A 25,286-nucleotide genomic window follows, 5' to 3' on the forward strand; every position below is an offset into this window, starting at 1 on the left:
GGGGAAGTAGCGGGCTTTCTTGGGCCGGCATGCAGCATAGTAGCGCTTTTCCCGTATACTTCTACCCTGCATTCCTTCTCCACCCCTACTCCCAATCTGCTCTGCGCTATGGCTGCTCCTTTCCTCGTGCTGACCGACTTTACCCCCGCCGCTGACCAAGCCCTGCAGTACGCGGCGGCCCTGGCGGCCCCGCTCCAGGCTCCGCTGATTCTACTGCACATCCGCCGCGAAACCCTACTGGACCCTGATGCTTTTAACGGCAGCATCCGACACATGAGCGAGGGAGAAGTGGCCGCAGCCCTGCAAAGCCGGGTAGCCTCGGTAGCGAGTTTGCCCGTCACGGTGGAGTCAGCCGTGGAAGGAGTGGAAACGGCCGTGTCTGAGGCAGTGAGCCGCCACTCTCCCAGCCTGGTAATACTGGGTAAACCCGATACCGAAACTACCCCCGACGAACTGGTTAGCAGCACTTCACTGAAACTGCTGCGCGCTACCCGCACCCCGCTGCTGGTGGTGCCTGTGGGCGCGGCAGCAGCAGTGCCACCGCACGCTGTTACTATTGCCGCCGACAACAGCCCCATTAGCCTCAAAACGCAGTCGGAAGGAATGCGGGAACTACTGGCCTATCTGAAGCCCCGGCTCACCGTGGCGCACGTGGCCGAACCCGAAAACAGTGACACCTGCACTGTGGCCCTTGATGCGGTAGCCGCCAGTGGGCTGATTGCGGGAGTAGAATCCCGAATTCATTGCCACGGAGTGCGACACCGCCGCGTACCGGAAGGCATTTTGCAGGCTGCGCAGGAAACCCACGCCGATTTGCTGGTACTGGTGGCGCGTCGCCGCAGCTTCCTGGGCCAGTTGTTTAACCGCAGCGTTACCTCACAGGTTGTGCTGCACGGCCGCCTGCCCATGCTCCTGCTACCCGCGTTGGATTAGGTGGTGTGGACAGTAAGTAGACCAAAAGAACGTCATGCAGAGCGCAGCGAAGCATCTCGCACGCTGATGTTGAGTTACTAATCTAGTATCAGCACGCGAGATGCTCCGCATGACGTTCCGGTTGGTAGTAAAAAGCGTTGTTGTCCATACAGCCTAGGTGAAATAGTGAGTTTGACGTTCAATCCGCGCAGACGGCGCAAGTAAAACGCCAAACTCACTATTTCACCATCTCACTGAATCACCGTGCTACGGCGCTCCAGCAGGCAGACGTCGCGCCACTGGCCGTGGAGCTGGCCCAGCTTTTCGCGGGTGCCAACGAGGCGAAAACCGGCCTGTTCGTGCAGGCGTAGGCTGGGGGTATTTTCCCGGATAATACCGGCCTGCAGCGTCCAGACGCCATGTTGCTCTGACTGCCGCACCAACTCCCGCAGCAGGGCTAAGCCTACGCCGCGCCCCCGGAATTTCTCTCCTACGTACACGCTCACCTCCGCCACTCCCTTATACACGCACCGCTCCGAAACCGGCGTGAGGGCGGCCCAGCCGGCTGTTTCGCCGGCTGCTGTGCACGCCACTAGGCGGCTGTGTGCCAGGTGAGCCGCGTCCCAACTTTCCCAGGTGGGTATTTCAGTGGCGAAAGTAGCCTGGCCGGTGGTAATGCCGGCGGCGTAGATGGCCGCCACGGCCGAATAGTGTGCTGCCAATAGTGGAGTGAGTGAAACAGCTTCGGCCATAGTAAGTGGGAGCATCGTTGCTGCGACTAAGGTAGAAGAATCGGGCATTTAGTAACAGCCGGCCCATTCCGGCCGTTCAGCAAGGTTCACAGCATGACACCTTTTGCATGGATTCGACCTCTTCACCTGATTCGCGGCGGCGTTTTTTGCGCCAGGCCGGCCTGGGCGCCGCGCTGGCAGCCGTAGCCGGTCCGGCCGCTGCCTTACCCTTCTCCGAACCTACTTCCGCTATGCAAAACGACAATCAGAAAAAACTGGGCTTCGCCATTGTGGGCCTTGGCAAATTTGCCACCGAACAGATGATGCCCGCCTTCAAAGACTGTAAACACGCCCGCATTACGGCTCTCGTGAGCGGTTCGCCGGACAAGGCCAAAAAGCTGGCCGCCGAGTATGGCGTGGATGCTAAAAACATTTACAGCTACGATAATTTTGACTCCATCAAGGATAACCCGGCGGTTGATGTGGTGTACATCGTGCTGCCAGTGGGCATGCACGCCGAATACACCGTGCGGGCGGCCAAGGCCGGCAAGCACGTGCTCACCGAAAAGCCCATGGCCAACACGCCTGAGGACTGCCAAAAGATGATTGACGCCTGTAAGAAGGCCAATGTGAAGCTGATGGTGGCTTACCGCGCCCAGTACGAGCCCTTCAACCTCGATGCCATTGCCCGGATCCGCAAAGGTGAGTTAGGCAAGGTGATGCAGATTACCGCCGACCACGGCCGCATTGTAGACCCCACCGGCGACAAAGCCGATACCTGGCGGGTGCAGAAAAAGCTGGCCGGCGGCGGCTCCCTGATGGACTTGGGCATCTATTCCCTCAATGCCACCCGCTACCTTACCGGCGAGGAACCCGTGGAAGTAACCGCCCTCGAAATGAGCGACAAAGCCGACCCGCGCTTCAAGGAAGTAGAGGACCGGATTCACTTCACGCTGCGCTTCCCCAGCGGGATTCTGGCCACCTGCACCAGTTCCTACAGCATCGAAGGCGTGAAGCGCTACCGCGTATTCGGCGACAAAGCCTGGCTCGACCTCGACCCCGCCACCGACTACTATGAGCACAAAATGACCATTGGCGACAAGGATGGTCAGCAACAGCCCAAGATTAAGGAAGGCAACCAATTTGCCGCCGAGCTAGACCACATGGCCGAATGCGTGATGCAAAATAAAACGCCTAAAACGCCCGGCGAAGAAGGCTTAAAGGATATTCGCCTCATCATGGCTATTTATGAAGCTGCCCGCACCGGCAAGAAGGTGAAGGTGTGAAGTTGAGGTCAAAAGTGTGAAGTAAAAAGTCAAAGTCTGGCCTTCTCATTGCGAGGAGGCATGACGAAGCAATGACAGGGCGGGCTTTGACCTATTTAAAAGCCCCTGACGCCAGCACGGACGTCAGGGGCTTTGTGCATTTCCGGGCTTTGCGCTCTGCAGAGTACGGCTTACTTTGCGCTCCTCGCAATGACAGGGCGGGCTTTGACTTTTTACTTCACACTTTTTACTTTCTTCAAACTCAGGCCGGCGTACCAGTTACGGGCCGGGGCGGGCTGGAAGTAGCGGCCCCCAAAAGCATTGAGGTCGTTGCCCAGAGAGTAGCGCCGGTCCGTGAGATTTTCGGCCCCGCCGAATACATCCACGTTGAAGCTGCCGAAGCTACGGCGCCAGCCCCCGCGCGTGCCAAATGTCCAGTAGCCGGGGGCAGCTTCGGTGTTGGCATCATTCACGAAAATGCGGGCCTGGTGGTTGACGGTAGGACTCAGGTAGAAGCCCAGCGGAGCCACCAAATCGAGACCGGCGGTAAGGGTATGGGGGGAGGTACCAGTGAGGCGGTTGCCGCTGAAATCCTGGCCCCCACTCTCGTAGTCCCCGAAGCGGTAGTGGTTGTAGGTGTAGCTCACGAAATACCACAGGCCCGGCCCGGCGGTTACCACCATATCCGGCACATCTGGCATTTGCTTCATCTGCCGCCACACGTTTCCACTCAGCGCCACCTCTATGCCACGCTGACGGGTGTTGCCGGCGTTGGCGAACAGTTGCGTGCCCAGGTCGTTGGTGCGAGTGGTAATGGTCTGGCGCTGGCGCTGGTCGTAGAGGGCTACGTCATAGCGCAGCCGTTCTTGGAGCAGGGTGCCCCGGGCGCCTACTTCGTAGCTGGTGCCGCGCTCCGCCTGCAAGGCTCGGTTAATGGAGCCATCGGAAGGCCGAATTTCTTCTTCGGTGGGTGGCGAGAAACCAGTACTCACGCTGCCGTACACCGTCAGCTGGGGGCCAAATTCCCGCAGCAGCGCCACCCTAGGCGACACCTCGGGGCGGAAGTTACGTTCCAGCCTGTAGCCGGTGGGCTTGGTAGCGGCATCGGAGAGGCGGCTGATGCGGTAGCGGAGGCGGTTATAGCTAGCCCCGGCCGTAAGCAGCAGCCCGGCCGGCAGCTCGTAATCGGCCTGCGCGAAGGCAAAACCGGCAAGGGTCCGTATTTCGTCGTCGTAGCGCAGCGTGCCGGGCTGGCCGGCGCGGTTCTGATAGTTGCGGGAGCTTTCGAAACCAGTCTGCCCTTCGGCCCCAGCCTGTAAGCGCAGGGTACGGCCGGCCAGGGCAGTGCGGTAGCTGGCCACTGTGCGCCCGCCCCCACCCAGCAGTGTGTTGCGCTCAAAATCAACCAAATAAGGTGTATTGATACGGCTGGCGCTCAGGTAAAGCGTGGTGCGGAGGCTGAACTGGTCGGTGAGTCGAGCTTCGTGGGTGGCACCCAGCAGAGCGGTGCGGGAGGCGTAGTAGGTGCGCTGCTGTACGGTGCCGGGTGCGGTGGCGGTGCCGGGGCGGGCCTGGCGCGGGTCGGCCGCAAACTGGGCCCGAGTGAGGCCGCCGGGCAGCTGGTAGTTGATATCCGAGTACAGCGCGTGCAGGCCCACGGTTTGCCGCTCGGTGGCTTGCCACTCCCCGTCCAGGGTCAGCACGTCGCGGCGTAGGGCGCTTTGCTGGCGGTACCCATCAAGGCTTTGGCGGGCGTAGGTGGCGCGCAAGTAGCCGGTGGCCGAGCCGGTTTCTACACTTGCCACGTAGCGCCGCAGCCCGTAGCTGCCCGCCGTGAAACCCACCTGGGCGGCGCTGGTACCGGGCGTGGGCCGGCGGCCACTCAGTAGCACGGCCCCGCCCGTACCAGCCCCGTACACGCTGGCGGCGGGGCCTTTCACCACTTCCAGCCCACCCAGCAATGCAGGGTCGAGCAGGTTGAGCGGGGTGCTGCCACTGGCCTCCGTGAACGGGATACCTTGGTAGTACACTTTGGTATTGCGCACCCCGAATGGGGAGCGAAGCGTGCTGCCCCGCACGCTGAGGCGGTAGCTGCCGCTGGCCCGCTCCTCCAGTCGCACGCCGGGCAGCGTATTCACGGCCTGAGTGAGGGCGTTCTGCGGAAACCGTTCAAAGTCGCGGGTTGTGAGGGTGCCTACGGCAGCGGCGGTACGGCGCAGCGGCAGCTGCTGGCCGTAGCCCGTCACGGTGGCTTCGGGCAGGGTTACGGCGCGGGTAGTATCGGGCAGCGGAGTGGTTTGGGCAAGGGTGGTAACGGGCAGCAGCAACAGCGGCGCGGCGTAGCGGTAGGGCATTCGTGATTGGGGTGAGATGGGAAGGTAGAGAGACACGGAGCCTCGCTGGTTCGGACTTACTAACCCGTAATCAGCGGCTAGGGTTAGGCCTTGGCTAACTTTCAGGGCAAAACCGTTTATCTTCCTGCTGTATCGTCTTCTATTACTCCTGAGCGTATGCTGTACTTACCCCTGCCCCACCGCCGGTACCGGCCCCTGTTTTTCCCGCCGGGTTTGCTGGCGCTAGCGGGGCTGCTGTGGCTGGGGTGCGTGGCGGTGCCGCGGATAGTAGCGCCTACTTTACATGTGATGGAAGTAGCCTTTCCAGCCATTCATGTACCAGCCAGTTCATTTGGCGGCTTTCCCACACCTCAACAGGTGGAGGACTTCGGCCCTTGGAAAATCATTACCCTATCGAGTAATCCGTGGGCCGCATACTTTGACATGAAAACAATTGAAAGCGCCAGTCTTGCGTTGGCTGAAGAACAAGCAGAGCATCGGGCGTTGCGTGTATATTTTAATGAATCTACTTCCTACAATACATTTATCGAGTTGTGGGACATGTGTAGCCGATTAGGCATCAAGCGGTATTGGATAGACTGGCGCAAGCAGCCTTTCAGCTTTAACTTGCTAGGTAATATTCCTCCCGACCCCAATTATCCTTCATTTGTATGTGGCACATCAAGTCAATATTTAATGCCAGTAAAATCATTCAGTGAACTAGCAGAAGAATGGTTTAAGGATGTAACTGCCATTGACTGGCGCAACACCTGGCTACTACTTCTGCTCATCACCGCCCTATCCACCCGGAAACTAACGCGCCTGCGGGTTGCTTCCCGCTACTAACCTTACCGCTATGCCCGCTGCCCTCTACCTCCCCCGCCGTCACCGTCGCCACTTGCTGTTTCCGCCGGGTTTGCTGGCGTTGGCCGGGCTGCTGTGGCTGGGGGGTGTGGCGGTACCTAAGCAACTACAGCATCCCGGACGGACCGCTCTAGAAATAGCTTTGCCTAGTCTAAAAATACCAGAAGGAATCCTTGGTGGATTTATCACAGCCAAACAGGTAGAGCGTATGGCCCCCTGGCAGAGTGTTACAGTGTCGGGGTGCTTATGGACAGATTACTTCAGTCTGCGCATGGTGGAATTCATGTGTTTGCCGTTGGCGAAATCAGGAAGTGAGCGAAGTAATGTGCGTGTGTACATGAGTCAATTCACCACCTATAATTCATTTGTCACACTACTAGATATGGCTCAGCGCCTACACGTTAGAAGATACTGGCTCGACTTTCGCAAGGTGCCATATGTGCTTTATTTACCTTCAAACGAGTCATTTTTGGAGTCGCCAATCTACGTCAGTGCAAGTAACATCGTACCTCCCTTTATTTGCGGCAATACTTCCTCCTTCCCCCCTGTCCCAACTAGACCTGATGTGCCACGGGTAGAATTGCCCGCTATCCTCTCCCCAATCTGGCGCAACACTTGGTTATTACTATTGCTGCTCACTGCCCTGTCCGGCTGGAAGCTGCGGCGGCAATGGCGGGCGGCAGGTTAACCTGCAACCCCGGGCCGAGAAACACAGTTAAGCCAAGCGCAACCATTCACCTGCGCTATGCTTCCGAAGCTGACAACACCCCTAGCTGCCGCTTTGCTGGCCGGCTTTACCGCCTCAGCCCAAAATGTGCCCCCGGCCGCCACGCCCTTCCAGATGACGGGCAACATTTACCTGCCCAACAAGCTGCCGGCCACTCCTGAGCGGGTGGCCAGTCTGCAGGTACCCGCCGGCTTCACCATCAGCAAGTACGCCGAGGGCCTGGATATGCCCCGCATGCTGGCCGTAGCGTCCAACGGCGACGCCTACGTGAGCAACCGGGTGAAAGGTACCATTACGCTACTCCGCGACGCCAACAAGGACGGCAAGGTAGAAACCATGCAACAGGTAGCCCAGAAACCCCACTTGCACGGTCTGGCCCTCAAGGATGGGAAACTGTATATAGCTGCCATCCGGGAGGTGTACGTGGCCGATGTGAAGGCCGATGGCACCCTGGGCGAGCTGAAAATTCTGTACAAAGACCTGCCCGACGCCGGCCAGCACGCCAACCGCACCCTGCAGTTCGGGCCCGATGGGATGCTCTACCTCTCGGTGGGCAGCACCTGTAACGCCTGCGACGAGGACAACCCCGAAAGCGCCACGTTACTCCAGCTGAAACCCGACGGCTCGGGCCGGCGCGTGTACGCTCAGGGCCTGCGCAACACCATTGGCTTCGACTGGCACCCTACCACCAAGCAACTCTACGGCCTCGACCATGGTATCGACTGGCTGGGCGACGAGGACCAGATGGAGGAGTTCAACCAGATCAAAGACGGCGGGCACTACGGCTGGCCTTCCATCATTGCCGATGGCAAACACTACCCCGCCAACAAGCCCAAATCCGGGGAAACGTATGAGCAGTTTGATGCCCGCACGGTGCGGCCGTTGCTCACCTACAAAGCCCATTCCGCGCCGCTGGGCATGGTGTTCTACCGGGGCCAGCAGTTTCCCCAGCAGTTCCGGCAGAGCGCCTTCGTAACCATGCACGGCTCCTGGAACCGGGCCCAGCCCTCGGGCTACAAAATCGTGCGGGTAAAGTTCAACGAGCAGGGCCAGCCCCAGCAGTTCGAGGACTTCATCACGGGCTGGCTGGTAGAAAACGACAAGTCGGAATTTGGCCGCCCCTGCAGTATCGTGGAGGCCCCGGATGGCTCCCTGCTGGTTTCAGACGATGATAACGGCGTGATTTACCGCGTGGCCTATGGCACGCCGGGTAAGAAGGCGAAGAAGCGCGGGTAGTAATAGCAGCTTATCAAAAAGGCCCTGCTCCAACAGTTGGAGCAGGGCCTTTTTGATAAACTGCAATGGCCAATTTGGCGGAAAGGCTCCGGTCCGGCGGGCGTAGCCCGTCGGGCCGGTTGTTGCATGCTGACACCCGCCCAACGACGGAACAACATCAGCTACCGGCAACCGGCCCGACGGGCTGCGCCCGCCGGACCGGAACCGTATCATTTGTGCGGGTACAGGTGCTCAGAGGCAGCCGGCAATGAAACCGACAACGGCTCCTCGGCTTCGGCGGGTTGTTCGCCGCTGAGCACGCGGGTGAGCTGGGCATGGTCGAGGGCACCTTCGTTGTGGGAGAGGAAAATGGTGGCCACGCCGTTGCCTACGAAATTGGTCAGGGAACGAGCTTCACTCATAAACCGGTCAACACCTAGCAGTAGGGCCAGCCCTTCTACCGGAATAACTTTCACGGCCGTGAGCGTACTGGCCAGCACCACAAAGCCCGAACCGGTTACCCCGGCCGCGCCCTTACTGGTCACCATCAGAATGCCCACGATGGTCAGCATCTGGGCCCCGGTTAGCTCTACCCCGAATACCTGCGCCAGGAAGATGGTGGCCAGCGAGAGGTAGATAGTAGTCCCATCGAGGTTGAAGGAGTAGCCGGCCGGCACCACCAGCCCTACCACGGGCTTGGCGCAGCCCAGGCGCTCCAGCTTTTCCATTAGCCCCGGCAGCCCCGCTTCCGAGGACGAAGTACCCAGCACAATCAGCAGCTCTTCCTTGATGTAGCCCAGAAACGCCAGGATACTCACCCGGCAGTAGCGCAGAATGGCCCCCAGCACCAGAAACACGAACAGCCCGCAGGTGATGTACACCGTAGCCATGAGCTTGGCCAGCGGCAGCAGCGTGGCAATGCCATATTTGCCAATGGTGTAGGCCATACCCCCAAATGCCCCGATGGGCGCAAACAACATCACCAGGTGCAGGCCCCGGAACACGTACTTCGAGGCCCAGCTCAGCCGGTCGATGATGGGCTGGCGGCCGGCGTAGCGGCTCAGCACCATACCCAGCACAATGGATACCAGCAACACCTGCAGCGTGAAGTTATCGGCCAGAAAGTGTAACCAGCTGAACTCCCCGGCCCGCTGAGTAAACTCGCCAATAGCCTGCCCGTTGAGCTTGCCGGTGCTCACCCCGTCGCCGGGCCGGATGAGGTAGGCCACGCCCACGCCAATGAGCAGCGCCAATGTGGTGACTACTTCGAAGTAGAGCAGCGCCTTGCCCCCAATCCGTCCCACCTTTTTCAGGTCGCCCATGCTACTGATGCCCAGCACAATAGTGAGAAAGATGATGGGGTTGATAAAGAGCTTGACGACGCTGATGAAGCCTTTGCCCAGCACATCCATGCGCACGGCAGTGGCCGGGGCAAAATGGCCCAGCAAGGCCCCGGCCACAATGGCCGTCAGCACCCAGAACGTCAGGTTAGAAACAATTTTTTTCATGATAGAATCGGGGAAACCCGGCGGCAAACGGCGCCAAGAACAGGGTGTGGCTAGTTGAGTGTACCCCCCGGGGCCGGAAAAAGTGTCAAGAAAAGAGTGCTAGTGAGCTCCGACTGCCCCCAGCCACCAGGCCAGCAAAGCTAGCAGGGGCAACGAGAGCGGAATGCCCAGACCCACCATTTGCGCCGCCAGCGGCGGGTTGAGACCGTAGCGGTCCGCCACCACGGCGGCCGTGTTCATGGGCCCGATGGCCGCGCCCAGCACGCACAAATCTACTACCCGGCCGGGTTGCGCGCCCAGGCTGTGGTACAGACCAAAGATGAGCAACGGTGCCAGCAGCAGCTTGTACGTAAGCCCCAGCGCCAGGGCCCGGCGTAAAGGTCGGGGCACACGCAGGTTGAGTTGCAGCCCCACCGACAGTAGGGCTACCACCGAAAACGGGGCACTAAGCTTTTCCAGCACGCCGCGCACCAGTTCCGGGTGTCGGTAGCCAGCAGCGTTGGCTCCCAGCGCCAGCACAAACGCCACGAAGGGCGGAAAGCGCAGCACCGTACCGGCCATATTCCGCCAGGAGGGCTCCGCCGAGCCGTACCACGCGGCCACGGCCACGCCCAGCGTCACGCCAATCAGAAACGAGCCCGCCTGGCTCATCATAATACCCAGTTCCAACCCCGCCGGCCCGTACAGCAGCTCGAAAATAGGAAACCCCACAAAAGAAGTGCTGCTGATGCCCGCCGTGATGATGAGCGCGCCCACCGTGCCCCGGCTCAGCCCCAGCCGCGGACCCAGCGTGCCGAACAGCAGCCAACTCATTCCAAACAACAGCCAGGGAGCCAGCACGGGCAGCAGGAAATGCCGGTCAAGGCGGGCGTCGGCGAGGTGCAGAAACGTGAGGGCGGGCATGAACACCAGCACCAGCAGCTGATTAAGCACCCCGGCCGTACCCGCTGGCACGGCCTGCCGCCAGCGCAGCCAGGCACCCAGCAAGAGGCACACAAGCAGCAGCAGCAGGTTGGTCATGCAGGCAAAGTAGATAACGCAAACGTGAAGGGGCCGCCAGACTGGCCGGATAGCAGGTTGAACTCGTTGCAGCTATAAAGCCAAGTCTGCTAGTCTGCCTCGTCCGGCAGCCCCAGGCGCCGACCTAGAAGGTCAGCGTCACGTTGGTGTAGTAGTAGGCCCCATTGAAGCCGAACTGGGCCACGTTGCGGGAGTAGGGAATTTCGCCGTTGGAGTAGCTGGCAAAGCGGCTGGAATCCACCCGGTCGGGGTACACGTTGGTCAGGTTGTTGGCTCCCAGCGTAATCGATACCTTTTCGCTGGGAGTGTACACGGCCGAGAGGTCGAACAGGGTTTTACCGCCGAACTTCTGGCTGATGTGAGGTACGTAGATGACGGTGGTAACACCGTTGGTAGTCACGGTGCGGTTGGCCGGCTTCTCGTAGGCTACCACGGAGCCGAAGTACGTGGCCCGGGGCGTGATGCTGAACTTACCCACTTGGTAGGTAGCCGAGAGCAGAATTTTCTGCCGGGGCTGGGCCCGCTCAATCAGCCCGATGCTCACCGTGTCAATCAGCAGAATCGGCTTGGCAGTGCCGGCCTGCAGAGCAGCCGGGGTGGCCGCTGTCGAGACGATGTTGGTGGCGTTAAACGTCAGGGCCAGGCTGGCCGTCAGGCGCTGCTTCTCCCCCATTTCAGTTTTGTAGGTCGACACCAAGTCCACGCCGCGGGTGCGGGTGTTGATGGCGTTGGTGAAGAAGCGAATCTCGCTGATGTTGGCAAAGTCCGAGGTTTGCAGAGCCTTGATATCGGATTTGATGAGTCGCTCACTGTTGATGATGCGGTCCTTAATATCAATTTGGTAGGCATCCACGGTGAAGAGCAGGTTGTTGCCGGCCTGCACGGCTGCCCCTACGCTGTAGTTCCAGGAGGTTTCGGCCTTGGGGTCGGCCACGCCCAGGGGCTTCAGGCGCGGGTCGTTGTTGCGCAGCTGCTTGGTTTGCACAATGGCCCCGGCCTGCACGGTGGAAGTCGTTACGCTATTGTAAATCTGCTGCAGCGAAGGTGCCCGGAAGCCCCGATTGATGGAGCCGCGCAGGGAAATATTTTCCGTCACCTTGAAGCGGCTGGCGAGCTTGCCCGAGAGGTTGGAGCCGAAGTCGGAGTAGTTTTCGTAGCGCAGGGCCGAAGTCAGCAGCAAACGGGCGGTAATGTCGCTTTCCACGTCCACGTACACACCCACGTTGCGGCGGGTGGTGTTGGTTTCATCCTCGGGCGCAATGCCGGGACGGCCACTGGAGCCAGGAGCCTTGGCCGTGCGGGCCGGCGAGGTAGGCGTGGCCGGAGCAGCCAGGGCAAACGGCCCCACGAAGTACGACTCCGGGCTGCCCCGCTCCAGCTGGAACCGGTCGACGCGGAATTGTCCGCCGAAGGCCACGTTAAAGGATTTCACCCCAAACCGGTCCAGGTAATTGCGCGACACGTTCACCTCGCTGGTACTCTGCCCGAAGGCGCTGCGGCCCACGTAGAAGTCTGTTGGTGAGTCGGCACCCATGGAGGGGTTGGCCGTGTTGTTGGCGTTCAGGTCGAGGTAGTTGTAGCCGTAGCCGGTGCTGAAGTCGAGGTTCCACTGCCCCGCCACCTTGCGGCTTAAGCCCACCACGGCCGAGTAGTCGTCGGAGCGGCCGGGCAGCTCGGGCAGGTAGCCGTTGGGCTGCACGGGGCTGTAGTTCACGTTGTTGGGCTGGGCATTGCGAAAGAAGCCATAGGCCAGAATATTCTTGCGCGACGCCCCGCCGAAGCTGTACACCGTCCAGCCCGAGCCACCCACCGGCAGGCCCAGGTTGTAGAAGCCCTGGTAGATGTCGGCCTTGTTGCTGCCGTACACGCCCACTCGCAGGGGCTGGCCCACGGCTGGGTACACCCCGGCTCGGGCACGGGCGTTGTTTTCGGCCTCAATCTGGGCGGCGGTGGGCTGGGCGGGCAGGGCCGGGAAAGCCGTGTAGATGCCGCCCACGTAGTTGTCGGAGCGGTTGGTCTGGCCCTGGTGCTGGTACTGCAGCGTCAGGTTGAGGTACCCGGGGTTCGTCTTGCCCAGCTTCAGGCCGTAGTTGGCCCCGGCCAGGTACTGGGCCCCGTCGCCTTCCTGGGTAATACCAAACTGGGTTTTGACGGTAGCCACGCCGGTGCTGCGGTTCAGCCCCAGGTTAATAACGCCGGCAATGGCGTCGGAGCCGTACTGGGCCGCCGCGCCGTCGCGCAGCACCTCAATCCGCTCAATAGCCAGGGCCGGAATGGAGTTCAAATCGGTTACCACCGTACCCGAGCCCACCGTCACGTTCAGGTTCAGGGCCGAAAACTGGTGGCGGCGCTTGCCATCCACCAGCACCAGCACCTGGTCGGGCGAGAGGCCGCGCAGGGAGGCCGGGTCGGCGTAGTTGGCCACGCCGTTCACGCCGGTTTTGGCCGAGTTGAACGAGGGCGAATTGAATTGCACCTGCTGGCCCAGGTCGGTCTGGCCGGTGAGCTGCAGGTCCTTGGCGTTGAGCACGTCCACGGGCATGGGGCGCTCCACGTCAGTGCGGGGCAGGCCGCGGGAACCGACAACGGTTACGTCGCCCAAATCGGTAGTGCTGGTTTCCAGGCGTACATCAATGGTTGTGCGCTGACCCACCGTTATCTGCTGCGCTTTAAAGCCAATGGCCGAAATTGCCAGCGTGGCGCCGGGTTTCACGTTGAGCGAGAAGTTGCCGTCGGCATCGGTGCTGGTGCCATTGGTGGCTCCTACTTCTACCACGGTGGCACCGGGTATGCCGGCTCCATCAGGCCCGGTAATACGGCCTTTTATGGGGCCAGCCACCGAGCTACTTAGTTCCGTGGTTGTGGGCAGCGCCAGCCCATGAGCTGCCGCCGCGCCGGGCAGGGCCAGCAGTAGAAACAATGCCTGTCCCGGGCGCAGGGGCCGCCGCAGGGGGGTAGAGAAGAAGCGTAAAGGAGAGGTCATGTGTAGGGGGAATTTTGGGGTTAGGGAAAGAGCAGAAAACAGGCTTCCACACCGGCCTGGGGAGCCGGAAAGCAGAGCAAAAATTGAGCGTGTAGGAAAGGCAGAAAAGCTTTCCATTAGCCTATTGGGGCCGGATTCAGGCCTGGGGCGGGCCGTCGAGGTCGTGAAAGGAGGTGTGCTGGGTTTCCGTCATCAGCAGGCTCACCAGCAGGGAAATAGCTATGCAGCCGGCTACGTACCAGTAGAAGTAGGCTTCGTGGCCGATGCCCTTACACCAGAGGGCAATGTATTCGGCCGTGCCTCCGAATACCGCCACCGTGAGGGCATGGGGTAAGCCGATGCCCAGGGCCCGTACCTGCACCGGAAACAGCTCCGACTTTACCACCGCGCTGATACTGGTGTAGCCACTAACCACCAACGAGGCCAGCAGCAGCAGCCCCAGCGCCGGGGCAGGGTGCGTTACACGGCTCAGAGCCGTGAGCAGGGGTACGCTGCCCAGCGCGCCCAGCAACCCAAACCCAATGAGCAAAGGCCGCCGGCCAATTCGGTCAGCAAGCGCACCAAACAAGGGCTGCATGGCCGCAAAGCCTAGTAATGCCAGAAAGCAGGTGTTGGTGGCCGCACTCCGGGTCATGTGGGCCGTATTCACCAGAAACTTCTGCATGTAGGTAGTCAGCGTGTAGAAAGCCAGCGTGCCGCCCACCGTGAGGCCAATCACCTTGAACACCGAGCGGGGGTAGCGGCGTAGCAACTGCAGGCTGCCGCGTCGCTCCTCCCCTTCCGGCTGCTGGGCCACAAAGGGGGCCGTCTCATCGAGGTTGTGGCGCAGATACAGGGCTACTACCGAAAGCAACGCCCCCACTACGAACGGGATGCGCCAGCCCCAGGCCAGCAGCTCAGCCTCGGTGAGCAACACCTTTAGCAGCACCAATTGAATACCTAAAGCCAGCAGTTGGGCCCCAATGAGGGTGAAATACAGAAAGCTGGAGTAAAAGCCCCGGCGGCGGCGAGTAGCCATTTCGCTTAGGTACGTGGCCGATACGCCGTACTCCCCGCCCACGCTTAGGCCTTGCAGCAGCCGGGCCGTGAGTAGCAGAATGGGCGCCACGATGCCCACGGTTTGGTAAGTAGGCGTGAGAGCAATCAGCAAGGAACCCAACGACATCAGCAGCACCGACAGGGTCATGGACTGCTTGCGGCCCACTTTATCGGCAATGCGTCCGAACATCCAGCCCCCGATGGGCCGCATCAAAAAGCCCAGGGCGAAGATGCCGGCCGTTTGCAGCAGTTGGGCCGTGGTGTCGCCGGAGGGGAAGAAGGAGGCCGAGAAGTAGAGGGAAAACGCCGAGAAAACGTACCAGTCGTACCACTCCACTAGGTTGCCTACCGAGCCGCTGAAAATGGCCCGCAACCGGCGCCGCGAAATCTGCTCGGGGGCAGCAGCGGCAACGGGTGGAGCGAGCAGGACCATGGCGGGGAGTATCGGGGGTGGGAGAATTAGGTCAGCCCGCGTATCCGGCTGACTTGATTCAAATGAACAACCCGATTTTGAAGGAATTTTATAGAAACCTTATGGGGAGTATGAAATTTACTATCCCGCCTCAACGGCCGCAGTAGGCGGGGCAAATTCTACCCGCAGGCAGTGCCACCCATCGGCAAATGTGTAGGCCAGCTGGTGATGATACAGCGCCCCGATGCGCTGCACAATGGCCAGGCCAATCCCAATAGAATCGAGGGCGGCGTTGCCCTTTTTGAAGCGCCCGAACAGCTCGGCTACCGGCAGCAAGGGCGGCAGGCCGGTGTTGCGCAACTCCAGCGCCGCCGGCGTGAGCGTCACCACAATTTCGCCGCCCGGCAGGTTGTGGCGGATGGCGTTGCTGAACAGGTTATTCAGCAGCAGCTGGGCCAGGGCTTCATCCAGGGGCACGCGCACGCCGGCCGCCACGCGCTGGGTGGTACGCAGGCCCTTCATTTCGGCCAGGTCGGCGAAGGTAGCCTCAGTAGCAGGCACCAAGTGGCTCAGGTCAGAAAGCGGGGCCGGGTGCGCCTCGTAGTGCTCCAACTTGGCTAGCAATGTTAGTGCCTGGTTGATTTTAGCCAGGCGCTCCAGCTGGTCGTGGATGCCGGTGAGCATGAGCAACTGCTTCTGGGTCAGCTCCGAGTCCATGAGCAGCTCTACCTGGGCCTTCATGCTGGCAATGGGCGTTTGGAGCTCGTGGGAGGCGTTTTCCGAAAACTCCTGCAGGCCCTGGTAGTCGCGCTGGGCCTGCCGGGTCATCTTCATCAGGAACTCGTTGAGCACGTTGAACTCCAGCGTGCGGCTGGGCTGCAGGCTAATGGTAGTTTTCTGGCTGAGCTGAAACCGCTCGATACCCCGCAGCAAGGCATTGAAGGGCTTAAGAATGTACCAAGAAATTACCTCACTCAGAATAACCACCAGCGCCAGCAAGAACACGAACGTCCAGGCAAATACTAGCATGATGCCGGTCAGGTATTCGTCGCTGGGAATAACCACCACAGCTTGGCTGGTGATACCGTAGCGCTGCCCGTTAATGCGCGGGTAGGTGGTGAGCCGCACTACGCTGGCTGTCGACTGCAGGGCAGGCACCCACTCCTCGCGCACCCGCACCTGCTGGTCGTGGGTGGCCGTATCGGCGGGGGTCAGGCGCTGAATCTGCACCTGGGCCCGGGCCGGATGGGTTGAATAATCGAGGCCGCTCGCCAGCTGGCGGCCCACCGTGGCGTTGAGGTGGCGCAGCTTGCCAATGGTGGTCTGCGTGACGCTGCGCGACATGGCCCCGTACACAATGGTAAACCCCACGGCCAGCACAAACAGCGTAATTACCGCGTAGGCAATGGTATAGCGGTAATTAAGCTTCATGGGGCAAAGGTGAACTTGTGAAATGGTGAATTATTGTTCTAGTGACGCGGGAGGCGCGAAATGCGCGGCTGGCGTTCTAGCGGCGTTGTTTTTTAGGTAGTACCAACATGGACTTCAGGCTAACTGCGCCGACATAACGTCAAACTCACAAGTTCACCACTTCACCATCTCACCTCATTCCGGGGCGTTGAGCTTATAGCCGAGGCCGTAGACGGTGCTGATGTAGTCCTGGCCGCCGACGTCGGTAATTTTCTTGCGTAGGTTTTTCACGTGCTGGTACACAAAGTCCACGCTGTCGAGGTTGTCGGTGTAGTCGCCCCAGAGGTGGGCGGCAATGGCCTGGCGGCTCAGCATGCGGCCTTTGTTGTTGATGAAGTAGAGCAGCAGGTTGGTTTCCTTGCGTGTGAGGTTGAGCAGCTTCCCTCCCACCCGGCACTCCAGGGAGTCGAGGTCGGCCGTGATATTCTGGAATGTGAGGATGTTGTTTTTCTGGGGGCTGCGGCGGCGCATGATGGCCTTGATGCGGGCGTGCAGCTCGGGTAGCGGAAAGGGCTTGGTGATGTAGTCGTCGGCACCTTCGCTGAGGCCGGTGAGTTTGAAATCCAGCGCATTCTGGGCCGAGATGATAATCACGCTGCTTTCCACCCCATCTTTCCGCAGCAGCTTGAGCAGGTTGATGCCGTTGCCGTCGGGCAGCATAATATCCAGTAGCACCACATCATAGGTGAACAGCACGAGCTTCTCGCGGGCCTCATCGAAGGTGGCGGCCACCTCGCAGATGTAGTGCTCCTGCACCAGGTACCCGGCAATACTGCGGGCTAGCTCGGGGTGGTCCTCAATCAACAGAATTTTCATACTGGGGCAAACGGTGGCTCCGGCCCGCAAACCGGAACCTGAGGTGGGTACCGGTAAAAATATTGAAAAGCTCGACTATACCATGTTTTCGTACAGTTGCGCTACAGAATCCGGAACTCCACCGGCAGCTCATACGGCACGGCCACTGCCCGGCCCGCCACCACGGCCGGTTGCCAGGCGGGCATAATTTTCAGCAGGCGCAACACTTCCGTATCTGTGCTACTACTGATTCCTTTAATGACTTCCGGCTTCTGTACCCGCCCCTGTTTATCTAGCACAAACCGCACCCGCACAATGCCCTCCACCTGGTTGCGCAGGTCGCTGGCGGGGTAGCGCAGGTTGCGCGTGAGCCAGGTGCGCAAGGCCTGGTCGCCGCCCACAAATTGAGCGGGCCGCTCAAAGGCAAACCACGCGGTATCCCGGCCGGCCCGGGTGTAGCAACGGCTAGTGGTGGGCTGGCCGTTCCGGTAGGTTTCCAGGCGCATGAGGCGACCCGAGGGGTACCAGGCCCGCAGTGCTCCGTGTCGCTGACTATTTTGATAGGCTAGTTGCCAGTGTGGCCGCCCACTGGGATACCATGCCTGCACGATGCCTTGCAGTTTTCCGTGCTGGTAGGGGTAGCGGGCCACGCGCCGGCCGGTGGCGGCATTCCATTCGGTGCTGAATCCGTGCCGCTGCCCTGCCCGAAGCTGGCTGTACTGCTCCTGGTGCATGCGGCAGCCGTTGGGTTGATACGTGGTGATGGTACCGCCGGCGCCTTGGCGGCGCACCACGGTATAGGTAGCAGCCGAGTCGGGAGCAAGGGTGCGGCGGCCAGTGCTGGTGTAGTACGTGCGGGCGGCGGGCTGGGCGCGGCTGGGCGTGAGAGTCAGCAGAAACAGCAGCAGGCTACCGGCAAAAAATAGAAGACGAGGCATATGGAATTGGGTTGAAGGTGGCATCAGTAGCCAGTAGATGCCCAACCCACTTCCATTCCACACCGAGCAGATGGCAAATTCTTCCTACTACCTCACCATTCCTCAGCCCTGCCACGAAGACTGGCAACTCATGACGCCCACCGAGCGGGGCCGCTTCTGCCAGGCCTGCCGCAAGGAAGTACTGGATTTCACCGATATGGCCCCGGCCGATATCCTCCACATCGTCCGCCAGGCTCCCGGCGGAAGCGTGTGCGGCCGCATTCCGGCGCAGGTTCTGGCTGAAAGTCGCCGCCATGCCGAAGCAACGGTAGCAGGGCTGAACTGGCCGTACTGGCCGCAGTTGCGCAACGCCCGGCGGTGGTTGGCGGCGCTGGGGCTGCCGCTGCTGGCCGCTTCTCCTTTGCTGGCCCGTGCACTACCGCCCGCGCCGGCTGCCGTAGCCCCGGCCGCCCGTAGCCGGCCGGCTACGTTGCAGCTGCGGGTGTATGATCCGGCTACCGGGCAAGGGCTGGGTTTCGCGCAGGTACAGCTGTGGCGGGCCGGGGCTCAGCTGCTCAGCATGCAGGCCGAAGCCGATGGTACCGCTCGGCTCACGGTACCCGCTACCGATTCGCTGCGGCTGGTGGTGCAGGTGCCGGGCTACCGCGTGGTTGACGAGTTGCTGGCAGAACATAGCCTTCACGGCACCCTGGCCGTCCCGATGCAACGTGGAGCGGTGCAATTGCCAGTGGTTCGGAAGGAAGTAGAAGCCCCGCAAATGCGCCAGCAGAGTTGGTCTGGTGGAATCAGCTCCGTTATGATGGTACAACCCTCCCCGGCCCAGCGAGTAGTGCAAGCCCCGAAGCGGCTGTTCTGGTGGCTGCGGCAGCGTGTACGGAAGCAACAATAAGGCTATGGGAGCGGCTAGTTCGGCTTGGCAGGCGTAGTAGTGGCTGAGTACGGAAGCAAGAATAAAGCTGCGGGAGCCAAACGGGCGTTTTTTGCGTTACTTAATACGCTCTGGTTTCCTCCCCTATTTCTGCTCATGCCCGCCCTTTCTCCCGACCTTCGCAAAGCCCTGTTCAGCCTTCCTGCCAAAGAAAAAGACCAGTTGCTGGCCCGCCTGGTGGCCCAGGATGCTACACTGGTGGAACAACTCACCTACCGCCTGCTGGAAGGCGACGATGCCCTGGAGGAGCGGCGCCACCGCCTGCGCCAGCAGGTAGACGACCCCGTGCGCGGCTTCCACCAAACCCCCAACGACCTGCTGCACATCACCCGCCAACTGCAGCAGCGCTTGGCCTACCACGCCAAAATCACCGGTGATACCCTGGGTGAAATTGAGTTGACGCTGCGCCTGCTCACCAACGTGCTGCGGCACCAGCCGGCGGCAACCGGCCGTCTGCACGGTCCCACCCAGCCGCTGCTCCAGCACTTGGCCAAACGCACCCAGGAAGTGCTCAAGGCCATCGAAAAGCTCCACGAAGACTACCGGGTGGAGTTCAACCCGGCCGCCAATGAATTGCTGCCACTCCTTTACGCCTCGGCGGCGGCTCCATTAGCCCGGGAGTTGGGCGTACCGATGAGCTGGTAGAAACAGGCAACAGGTGGGTACGTCATTCCGAGCAACGCGAGGAATCTCGCCCGCTGACGTTGCCAAAGTGACCTTGACAGCACCACGCGAGATGCTTCGGCTGCGCCTCTGCATGACGTTTTTTACCCGTTACCTACCGACACTCACCTCAGCCCCAACTCAGTCCAGGGCGCGGAAAATGATGGGCATGGTGTACGACATCCAGACGGGTTGCCCGCTTACCCGGCCGGGCGTCCACCAAGGCATGATGCGCACTAGGCGCAGGGCCTCTTCATCGAGGCCGCTGCCCAGGCCTTTTACCACTTCCGCGTCGCGGATACGGCCTTCCGCCGTAATAATAAACCGCACGAATACCCGGCCCGAAATTCCGCTACGCAAGGCGGCATCGGGGTAGTGCAGCTCTTTGCGCAGAAACTTTTGAAACGCCTCCGCTCCCCCAGGAAAGCTGGGCATTTCGTCGGCCGTGTGGTATACTGGCGGGGCGGCGGGAGTTGGGCTGCTGGTACCGGCCAGGCTGGCGGGCGTGCTATCCTCCAGGGAAACGGTGTGTGCCTGTGCCTGGATACAGGCCAGGGGCAGAAGTGCGACAAGTAGCGTGAGTAACAGTTGGCGCATAGCGGAGGAGCTGGTTATCTAGCAGATGCGCCAAAGCTAGCGGATAGGTAAGCCCGACAGGTAAGCGTAATGTTATGCTTACATTGTTGAATTGTTGGTAACATAGGCTGCATCCTTTTTCCGCTCCGGGCGGTACACAGAGCCAGGGTATTTGTCTTTCACGGGTTGTTTTTACTCTTCTGTTTGTATGGCTACCACTCCCACCCCCGACCACATGCGGGTTCCGGCTAACCTCAGTGCCGAAAATCTGCACCAGGCTCTCACGGAACTGGATACCAAAATCAAAACGCTGCATAACCGCGCCAACGCCACCACTGCTGGCTCCCAGGCCACTTACCACCAGCACGCCGAGGCGCTGGAAGTTAAGCGGGCCCGCCTGGCAGAGGCATTGCACCACACCTCTTCAGCCAACCCGCCTGCCACTACGCCCCCGGCTACTACCCAGGAAGCGGGAGGCACCCTAGATGAAATATGGCGCGGAATTGAGACCCTCCGGCAGGATTTGCGCAACATCATTTAGCGCCAACGCCGGCTAGGCGGTGTACTATGCTCGGGGAGTTAATAAGCGAAGAGAGCCGCCTGATAGGCAGCTCTCTTCGCTTATTAACTCCCCGAGCATAGTACACCGCCTAGCCGGCGTGCTTGCCGTTCGGGGCTGCCGGTGAGCCGTTCAGCCGGTGGTTTTACCGTTCCCGGAAATGTAGTTTCATTAACCTGGGGCAGGGAGTAGGTTTGATTCATTCATCAACCCTCACTCACCTCCCCGGCTATGACTTACTCTACTTCCCTCCGCGCCGTTTGTGCCGCCTTCCTCTTATCAGCTGCGATGCTGCTGCCCGGTACAACGGCCGCCACTACTACCGCGCAGGCTTTAACCCCTACCCCAACCAACAGCCCCGCTGCCCACCCCAACTTTACGGTGCAGGTAGTGGGCAAGGGCCGGCCGGTCCTTCTGATTCCGGGCTTAACCTGCCCCGGCACCGTGTGGAATGAAACCGTGGCCCACTACCAAAAGCAGTACCAGTGCCACATCATCAGCCTGGCCGGCTTTGGGGGCACGGAGGCCCCGGCTACTACCGATAAGCTGCTGCAAAACGTGCGGGACCAACTCCTGGTCTACATCAAAACCCAACGACTCAGCAAGCCCATCGTTATCGGGCACAGCTTGGGTGGGTTTATGGCCCTCTGGATGAGCAGCACCCAGCCCGAAGCCGTGGGGCCCTTGGTCATTGTCGATTCACTGCCCTTTATGGGGGCCATCCAGAACCCGGCTGCCACGGTGGAGCAGGTGCGGCCCATGGCTGAGGGCATGCGCCAGCAGATGAGCAAAGGCAGCGCCAACGCCACCCAGCAACGTCAGATGACGGCATCAATGGTAACGGATACCGCCCGCATTACCCAGGTAACGCGCTGGGCTCTGCAGTCGGACCCCGCTACCGTGGCCCAGGCCATGTATGATATGTACACCACCGACTTACGCCAGGATATAGCCCGGATTCAGCAGCCCGTGCTGGTGCTGGGAGCCTGGGCTGCCTACAAGGCCTATGGCTCAACCAAGGAAAGCACCCGGGCCATCTTCACGCAGCAATACGCCAAGCTGCCCCAGCACCGCGTGGAAATGTCGGAGGCCGGCAAGCACTTCCTGATGTATGATGACACGCAGTGGTTTTTCCAGCTTTCGGATGCTTTTCTGAAACAGAATACGGTAGCTGCCAAATAGCCTGTATTTTGCTTTGGCTCCCGGCAGTGGCCGGGGGCCTATTGTGCCTGCCCACCTACACAACCCTACATGCGTACCAGTATTACCCAGCAGTTTGATCTGCTTCGCCTGGAACTGGCCACCAAAGCAAAGAACGGCCTTGACTTTATTCTGGCGGCCAGTGTGGTGTGGGCAGCCATTACCCTGATCTGGCTTACCGCGCTGCCAGTGCCCGCCAAAGGCTTTGCTACCTTTTTTCTGGGGGCCCTTACGCTGCCGCTGGCCTGGGTGCTTTCCAAGCTGCTGCGCACCACCTGGACGCTACCGCACAACCCCCTGCAGCCGCTGGGCCTGGTGCTTAATTTCGCCCAGCTGTTTTACTTCCCATTTCTGATATTCATGTATATGCGCTACCCTCAGCACTTTATCATGACGTATGGCATCATTACGGGGGCGCATTTTTTCCCGTATGCTTGGCTATACCGGACTACGCCTTATGCCCTGGCGGCGGGCATTATCAGCGTGGGCAGTCTGGTGCTGGGTATGCGCCTGGCCCCTGAGCAGCTCTATCTGATTCCGGCATTCCTTACTACCGCCTTGCTGCTGCTGGCGGGCCTGCTGCTGGTAGCGTACCGTCGTCATCACCTTGCCTATGCCACTGCTACCGCCAGCTAACCAAGGGTTGCTTCGCCCTCATGCGCAGGCGGAAATTGTGGGGGGAGTGCCGGCGCCCAGCCGCTTGTACTGGTATTGCCAACTAGCCGGCTGGCTGCTGTACGGAGTTTTCAACCTGGTAGTGTTTGCGGCCTTCGGGACAGTTTCCGCTGATTCGTTTAAGATAACGGCTGCCATTGTAGTTACCCTCTTCCTGATTTCTCACGGGCTGCGGTACTTTTTGCGGGCCCGAAGCTGGCAGAACCTCTCTCCCCTACCCTTGCTGCTGCGGCTGCTACCTACTAATCTAGCACTGGCCGTGCTCAGCCAAGTCATTATCTGGCTGGTAATTTACTGGCTGATTCGGCCGGCCCCTTCGGGGCAGCCGTACGGCTGGCAGCAGTTTCTGGGCTACAGCTTCAACGTCAACTTTGTGCTCTGGCTATGGGTAGGCTTCTACTTTGGCTGGCACTACCTGCGCCGCTCTCAGCAGGCGGAGGTGAACACCTGGAAACTGGCCGCTGCCGTGCGCGAAGCCGAAATGCGCACCCTCAAAGCCCAGATCAACCCGCACTTCATGTTCAACGGGCTCAACAACATCCGGGCCCTGGTGATGGAGGACCCTGCCCGCACCCGCGACATGATTACCCACCTCTCCGACCTGCTGCGCTACTCCATTCAGCTAAACTCGGCGGAGCAGGTGCCCTTACGCCGGGAGCTGGAGATTGTGGAGCACTACTTGCAACTTGAGGCTTTGCAGCTGGAAGAGCGCCTCCGTTATACCCTGGATGTAGACCCGGCCGCCCTGGATGTTTCTATTCCGCCCATGACGCTACAGCTCTTGGTAGAAAACGCCATTAAGCACGGCCTGGCACCCCGGCCGGCGGGGGGCTTCATTCACCTCACGGCCCAACTCAATGACTCCAGCACCCTGCACATTACGGTGCGTAACACCGGCCGCTATGCGCCCGGCCCCAACCACCAGGGTGTGGGCGTGCGCAACGCCCGGGAGCGGCTGCAGCTACTGTTCGGAGCGGCGGCTCATCTGCACCTCGCCAACGACGCTCACGCCCCCGATACTGTGGTAGCGCACTTGCAGCTCCCGGCCCGCCAACTTCCCCCGGCCCCCACCACAGCCCTAGCGGGCCACCCCACTTCCTGATGCTGCACAACTCCCCTAGTACCCGCGTGCGGCACCCACTTTCCGTTCCATTAGCTTATAGCTGCGCTGTATGAATGCTCTGCTCGTTGACGATTCCCGCCTGGCCCGCACGGAGCTGCGCCACCTGCTGCGGGCTTTCCCGGAGGTAACGGTGGTGGGTGAGGCCCGCCATGCCGGGGAAGCCCGCACCCAGCTCCAGGACCTGCAACCCGATATTTTGTTCCTGGATATTCATATGCCCGGCGAAACGGGTTTTGAGTTGCTGGCCTCTCTGGATGTAGCTCCGCACGTTATCTTCACCACCGCCTACGATGAGTATGCGTTGCAGGCTTTCGAGGTGAATGCCCTGGATTACCTGCTTAAGCCCATTCAGGAAAACCGGCTGGCGGCAGCCCTGGCCAAAGCCCGTACCAAGCTCATGGCTCCGGTTTCTGCACTGGCCCCAGCCACCGGCCCGGAGCCGGAAGAGCCGGTCCCTGCCCTGCTCACCGAGCAGGACCAGGTGTTTGTGAAAGACGGGGAACAGTGCTGGTTTGTGCGCCTGGCCGATATTCGGCTGTTTGAAATCAACGGCAGCTACACCCAAATTTACTTCGAGCAGCACCGTCCCCTTATTCCGCGCACGTTGCAGCACCTGGAGCAACGCCTAGACGCGCGCGTGTTTTTCCGGGCCAACCGCCAGCAAATCATCAACCTGAAATGGGTGGAAAGTATTGAGCCCTGGTTTAGTAATACGCTCAAAATCAAGCTACGCGGTGGTGGCCCCGAGGTGGAAGTGTCGCGGCAACAGTCGGCACGGTTTCGGGAAATGCTGAGCTTATAGCCGTGGTTCCCAGCGAGGCACGGTTCTGAGAAAGGATGTATCCTTTTGGGTTTCATTGGAGTACAAAGCTTTGTGTAGCCGCCGCTTGTCCTGGCAGCTCCTTCCTCCACTCGCCACCGTCTCTGGTATGAAAATTCTCCTACTCTGCTCCGCCTGCGTTCTGCTGCTGGCGGGCACTTCCTGCTCCAGCGAAGATAAAATGCTGGAGCGCCCCAGCCGCTACGGCTCCGTTTCTATGGACCGCACCAAGCGCGACAACAACAAAGCACGTTTCAAGAAGCAGCGCAACACCGTTGGCCTGGGCCTGAACATCGACCCCAACGCGAAGAACCCCTACAAATACCGCACTGTAAACGCTCCAAAAAAGTACAAATACGCCAAGCCGCGCTAGGTGATTTTGGCTTCCTTATCAGCAGCCACCGGCTCATTCGGATTGTCCGGATAGGCCGGTGGCTTTTTGGTAGAAAACGCCCCTAAGGTGCTGGTCTGCTGAGTATCTTTACCGGAGGAAGCTGCCGAATATTCTCAGTTGCTTTCCGTGGATTCCTG

Annotated in this window: 23 protein-coding genes; 13 read left to right on the plus strand and 10 right to left on the minus strand. The window is 60.4% G+C overall.

Annotated elements, in window-relative coordinates; translation table 11 throughout:
- Window positions 1-108 precede the first annotated feature (108 nt).
- Window positions 109-933 carry a universal stress protein gene (locus tag ABIB60_RS11890; protein WP_354580120.1) on the plus strand — a complete coding sequence of 275 codons (825 nt, stop codon included), beginning with the start codon at window positions 109-111 and terminating at the stop codon, window positions 931-933.
- A gap of 230 nt (window positions 934-1,163) precedes the next feature.
- On the opposite strand, the gene ABIB60_RS11895 is transcribed toward ABIB60_RS11890, so the two are convergent.
- Window positions 1,164-1,664 (minus strand): GNAT family N-acetyltransferase, encoded by a 501-nt coding sequence (locus tag ABIB60_RS11895; protein WP_354580121.1) that lies wholly within the window; start codon window positions 1,662-1,664, stop codon window positions 1,164-1,166.
- 107 nt (window positions 1,665-1,771) lie between these two features.
- Here ABIB60_RS11895 and ABIB60_RS11900 point away from each other — a divergent pair, with 107 nt between their 5' ends.
- Window positions 1,772-2,929, plus strand: a complete 1,158-nt coding sequence (locus ABIB60_RS11900; RefSeq protein ID WP_354580123.1) for a Gfo/Idh/MocA family protein — start codon at window positions 1,772-1,774, stop codon at window positions 2,927-2,929.
- A gap of 212 nt (window positions 2,930-3,141) precedes the next feature.
- Here the strand turns inward: ABIB60_RS11900 and ABIB60_RS11905 are convergent, their stop codons facing one another.
- A complete protein-coding gene (locus ABIB60_RS11905; protein ID WP_354580125.1) occupies window positions 3,142-5,262 on the minus strand; it encodes a TonB-dependent receptor family protein in 2,121 nt (706 codons plus the stop codon).
- A gap of 156 nt (window positions 5,263-5,418) precedes the next feature.
- Between ABIB60_RS11905 and ABIB60_RS11910 the strand changes: the two genes are divergently transcribed.
- The 3 genes from ABIB60_RS11910 to ABIB60_RS11920 are packed head-to-tail and all read left to right on the plus strand — an operon-like array spanning window position 5,419 to window position 8,068.
- Complete coding sequence (locus tag ABIB60_RS11910; RefSeq protein ID WP_354580126.1) at window positions 5,419-6,087, plus strand: hypothetical protein; 669 nt, start codon at window positions 5,419-5,421, stop codon at window positions 6,085-6,087.
- Window positions 6,088-6,097: 10 nt separating this feature from the next.
- Window positions 6,098-6,793 carry a hypothetical protein gene (locus tag ABIB60_RS11915; protein ID WP_354580128.1) on the plus strand — a complete coding sequence of 232 codons (696 nt, stop codon included), beginning with the start codon at window positions 6,098-6,100 and terminating at the stop codon, window positions 6,791-6,793.
- 57 nt (window positions 6,794-6,850) lie between these two features.
- Complete coding sequence (locus ABIB60_RS11920) at window positions 6,851-8,068, plus strand: PQQ-dependent sugar dehydrogenase (protein ID WP_354580129.1); 1,218 nt, start codon at window positions 6,851-6,853, stop codon at window positions 8,066-8,068.
- A 209-nt stretch (window positions 8,069-8,277) separates the two neighbouring features.
- Here ABIB60_RS11920 and ABIB60_RS11925 read toward each other — a convergent pair whose 3' ends face one another.
- From ABIB60_RS11925 to ABIB60_RS11955, 7 genes are all read right to left on the minus strand, one after another.
- On the minus strand, window positions 8,278-9,555 hold the full coding sequence (locus ABIB60_RS11925) for a cation:dicarboxylate symporter family transporter (RefSeq protein WP_354580131.1): 1,278 nt from the start codon (window positions 9,553-9,555) through the stop codon (window positions 8,278-8,280).
- A 99-nt stretch (window positions 9,556-9,654) separates the two neighbouring features.
- Window positions 9,655-10,575, minus strand: a complete 921-nt coding sequence (locus ABIB60_RS11930; protein WP_354580132.1) for an AEC family transporter — start codon at window positions 10,573-10,575, stop codon at window positions 9,655-9,657.
- Between the two features lie 124 nt (window positions 10,576-10,699).
- Window positions 10,700-13,558 (minus strand): TonB-dependent receptor, encoded by a 2,859-nt coding sequence (locus ABIB60_RS11935; protein ID WP_354580133.1) that lies wholly within the window; start codon window positions 13,556-13,558, stop codon window positions 10,700-10,702.
- A gap of 136 nt (window positions 13,559-13,694) precedes the next feature.
- Window positions 13,695-15,029, minus strand: a complete 1,335-nt coding sequence (locus ABIB60_RS11940) for an MFS transporter (RefSeq protein WP_354580134.1) — start codon at window positions 15,027-15,029, stop codon at window positions 13,695-13,697.
- A gap of 120 nt (window positions 15,030-15,149) precedes the next feature.
- The gene (locus ABIB60_RS11945; protein ID WP_354580135.1) at window positions 15,150-16,439 is read right to left on the minus strand and encodes a sensor histidine kinase; all 1,290 of its coding nucleotides are present in this window, start codon (window positions 16,437-16,439) and stop codon (window positions 15,150-15,152) included.
- A 174-nt stretch (window positions 16,440-16,613) separates the two neighbouring features.
- The gene (locus ABIB60_RS11950; protein ID WP_354580136.1) at window positions 16,614-17,294 is read right to left on the minus strand and encodes a response regulator transcription factor; all 681 of its coding nucleotides are present in this window, start codon (window positions 17,292-17,294) and stop codon (window positions 16,614-16,616) included.
- A 101-nt stretch (window positions 17,295-17,395) separates the two neighbouring features.
- Window positions 17,396-18,211: a TonB family protein gene (locus ABIB60_RS11955; RefSeq protein ID WP_354580137.1), complete on the minus strand. Its 816-nt coding sequence runs from the start codon at window positions 18,209-18,211 to the stop codon at window positions 17,396-17,398.
- A 70-nt stretch (window positions 18,212-18,281) separates the two neighbouring features.
- On the opposite strand from ABIB60_RS11955, the gene ABIB60_RS11960 reads away from it, so the two are divergent.
- Together ABIB60_RS11960 and ABIB60_RS11965 are read left to right on the plus strand one after the other, a co-directional pair.
- On the plus strand, window positions 18,282-19,100 hold the full coding sequence (locus tag ABIB60_RS11960) for a hypothetical protein (RefSeq protein WP_354580139.1): 819 nt from the start codon (window positions 18,282-18,284) through the stop codon (window positions 19,098-19,100).
- A 135-nt stretch (window positions 19,101-19,235) separates the two neighbouring features.
- On the plus strand, window positions 19,236-19,784 hold the full coding sequence (locus tag ABIB60_RS11965; RefSeq protein WP_354580140.1) for a hypothetical protein: 549 nt from the start codon (window positions 19,236-19,238) through the stop codon (window positions 19,782-19,784).
- Window positions 19,785-19,943: 159 nt separating this feature from the next.
- Here the strand turns inward: ABIB60_RS11965 and ABIB60_RS11970 are convergent, their stop codons facing one another.
- Window positions 19,944-20,399 (minus strand): energy transducer TonB, encoded by a 456-nt coding sequence (locus tag ABIB60_RS11970; RefSeq protein WP_354580141.1) that lies wholly within the window; start codon window positions 20,397-20,399, stop codon window positions 19,944-19,946.
- Window positions 20,400-20,586: 187 nt separating this feature from the next.
- Between ABIB60_RS11970 and ABIB60_RS11975 the strand changes: the two genes are divergently transcribed.
- The 6 genes from ABIB60_RS11975 to ABIB60_RS12000 all read left to right on the plus strand — a co-directional run bounded on the left by ABIB60_RS11975 (window position 20,587) and on the right by ABIB60_RS12000 (window position 25,128).
- Window positions 20,587-20,919 carry a hypothetical protein gene (locus tag ABIB60_RS11975; protein ID WP_354580142.1) on the plus strand — a complete coding sequence of 111 codons (333 nt, stop codon included), beginning with the start codon at window positions 20,587-20,589 and terminating at the stop codon, window positions 20,917-20,919.
- A 249-nt stretch (window positions 20,920-21,168) separates the two neighbouring features.
- Window positions 21,169-22,119 (plus strand): alpha/beta fold hydrolase, encoded by a 951-nt coding sequence (locus ABIB60_RS11980; RefSeq protein ID WP_354580143.1) that lies wholly within the window; start codon window positions 21,169-21,171, stop codon window positions 22,117-22,119.
- A gap of 69 nt (window positions 22,120-22,188) precedes the next feature.
- Window positions 22,189-22,773, plus strand: a complete 585-nt coding sequence (locus tag ABIB60_RS11985) for a DUF7010 family protein (RefSeq protein ID WP_354580144.1) — start codon at window positions 22,189-22,191, stop codon at window positions 22,771-22,773.
- Window positions 22,751-23,914: a sensor histidine kinase gene (locus tag ABIB60_RS11990; protein WP_354580146.1), complete on the plus strand. Its 1,164-nt coding sequence runs from the start codon at window positions 22,751-22,753 to the stop codon at window positions 23,912-23,914. Before ABIB60_RS11985 ends, ABIB60_RS11990 begins: the two co-directional genes overlap by 23 nt.
- A gap of 70 nt (window positions 23,915-23,984) precedes the next feature.
- A complete protein-coding gene (locus ABIB60_RS11995; protein WP_354580148.1) occupies window positions 23,985-24,737 on the plus strand; it encodes a LytR/AlgR family response regulator transcription factor in 753 nt (250 codons plus the stop codon).
- A 127-nt stretch (window positions 24,738-24,864) separates the two neighbouring features.
- Window positions 24,865-25,128, plus strand: coding sequence for a hypothetical protein (locus tag ABIB60_RS12000; protein WP_354580149.1), 264 nt, complete (start codon window positions 24,865-24,867; stop codon window positions 25,126-25,128).
- Window positions 25,129-25,286 lie beyond the last annotated feature (158 nt).

Source organism: Hymenobacter sp. UYP22 (assembly GCF_040547285.1).
GTDB lineage: Bacteria > Bacteroidota > Bacteroidia > Cytophagales > Hymenobacteraceae > Hymenobacter.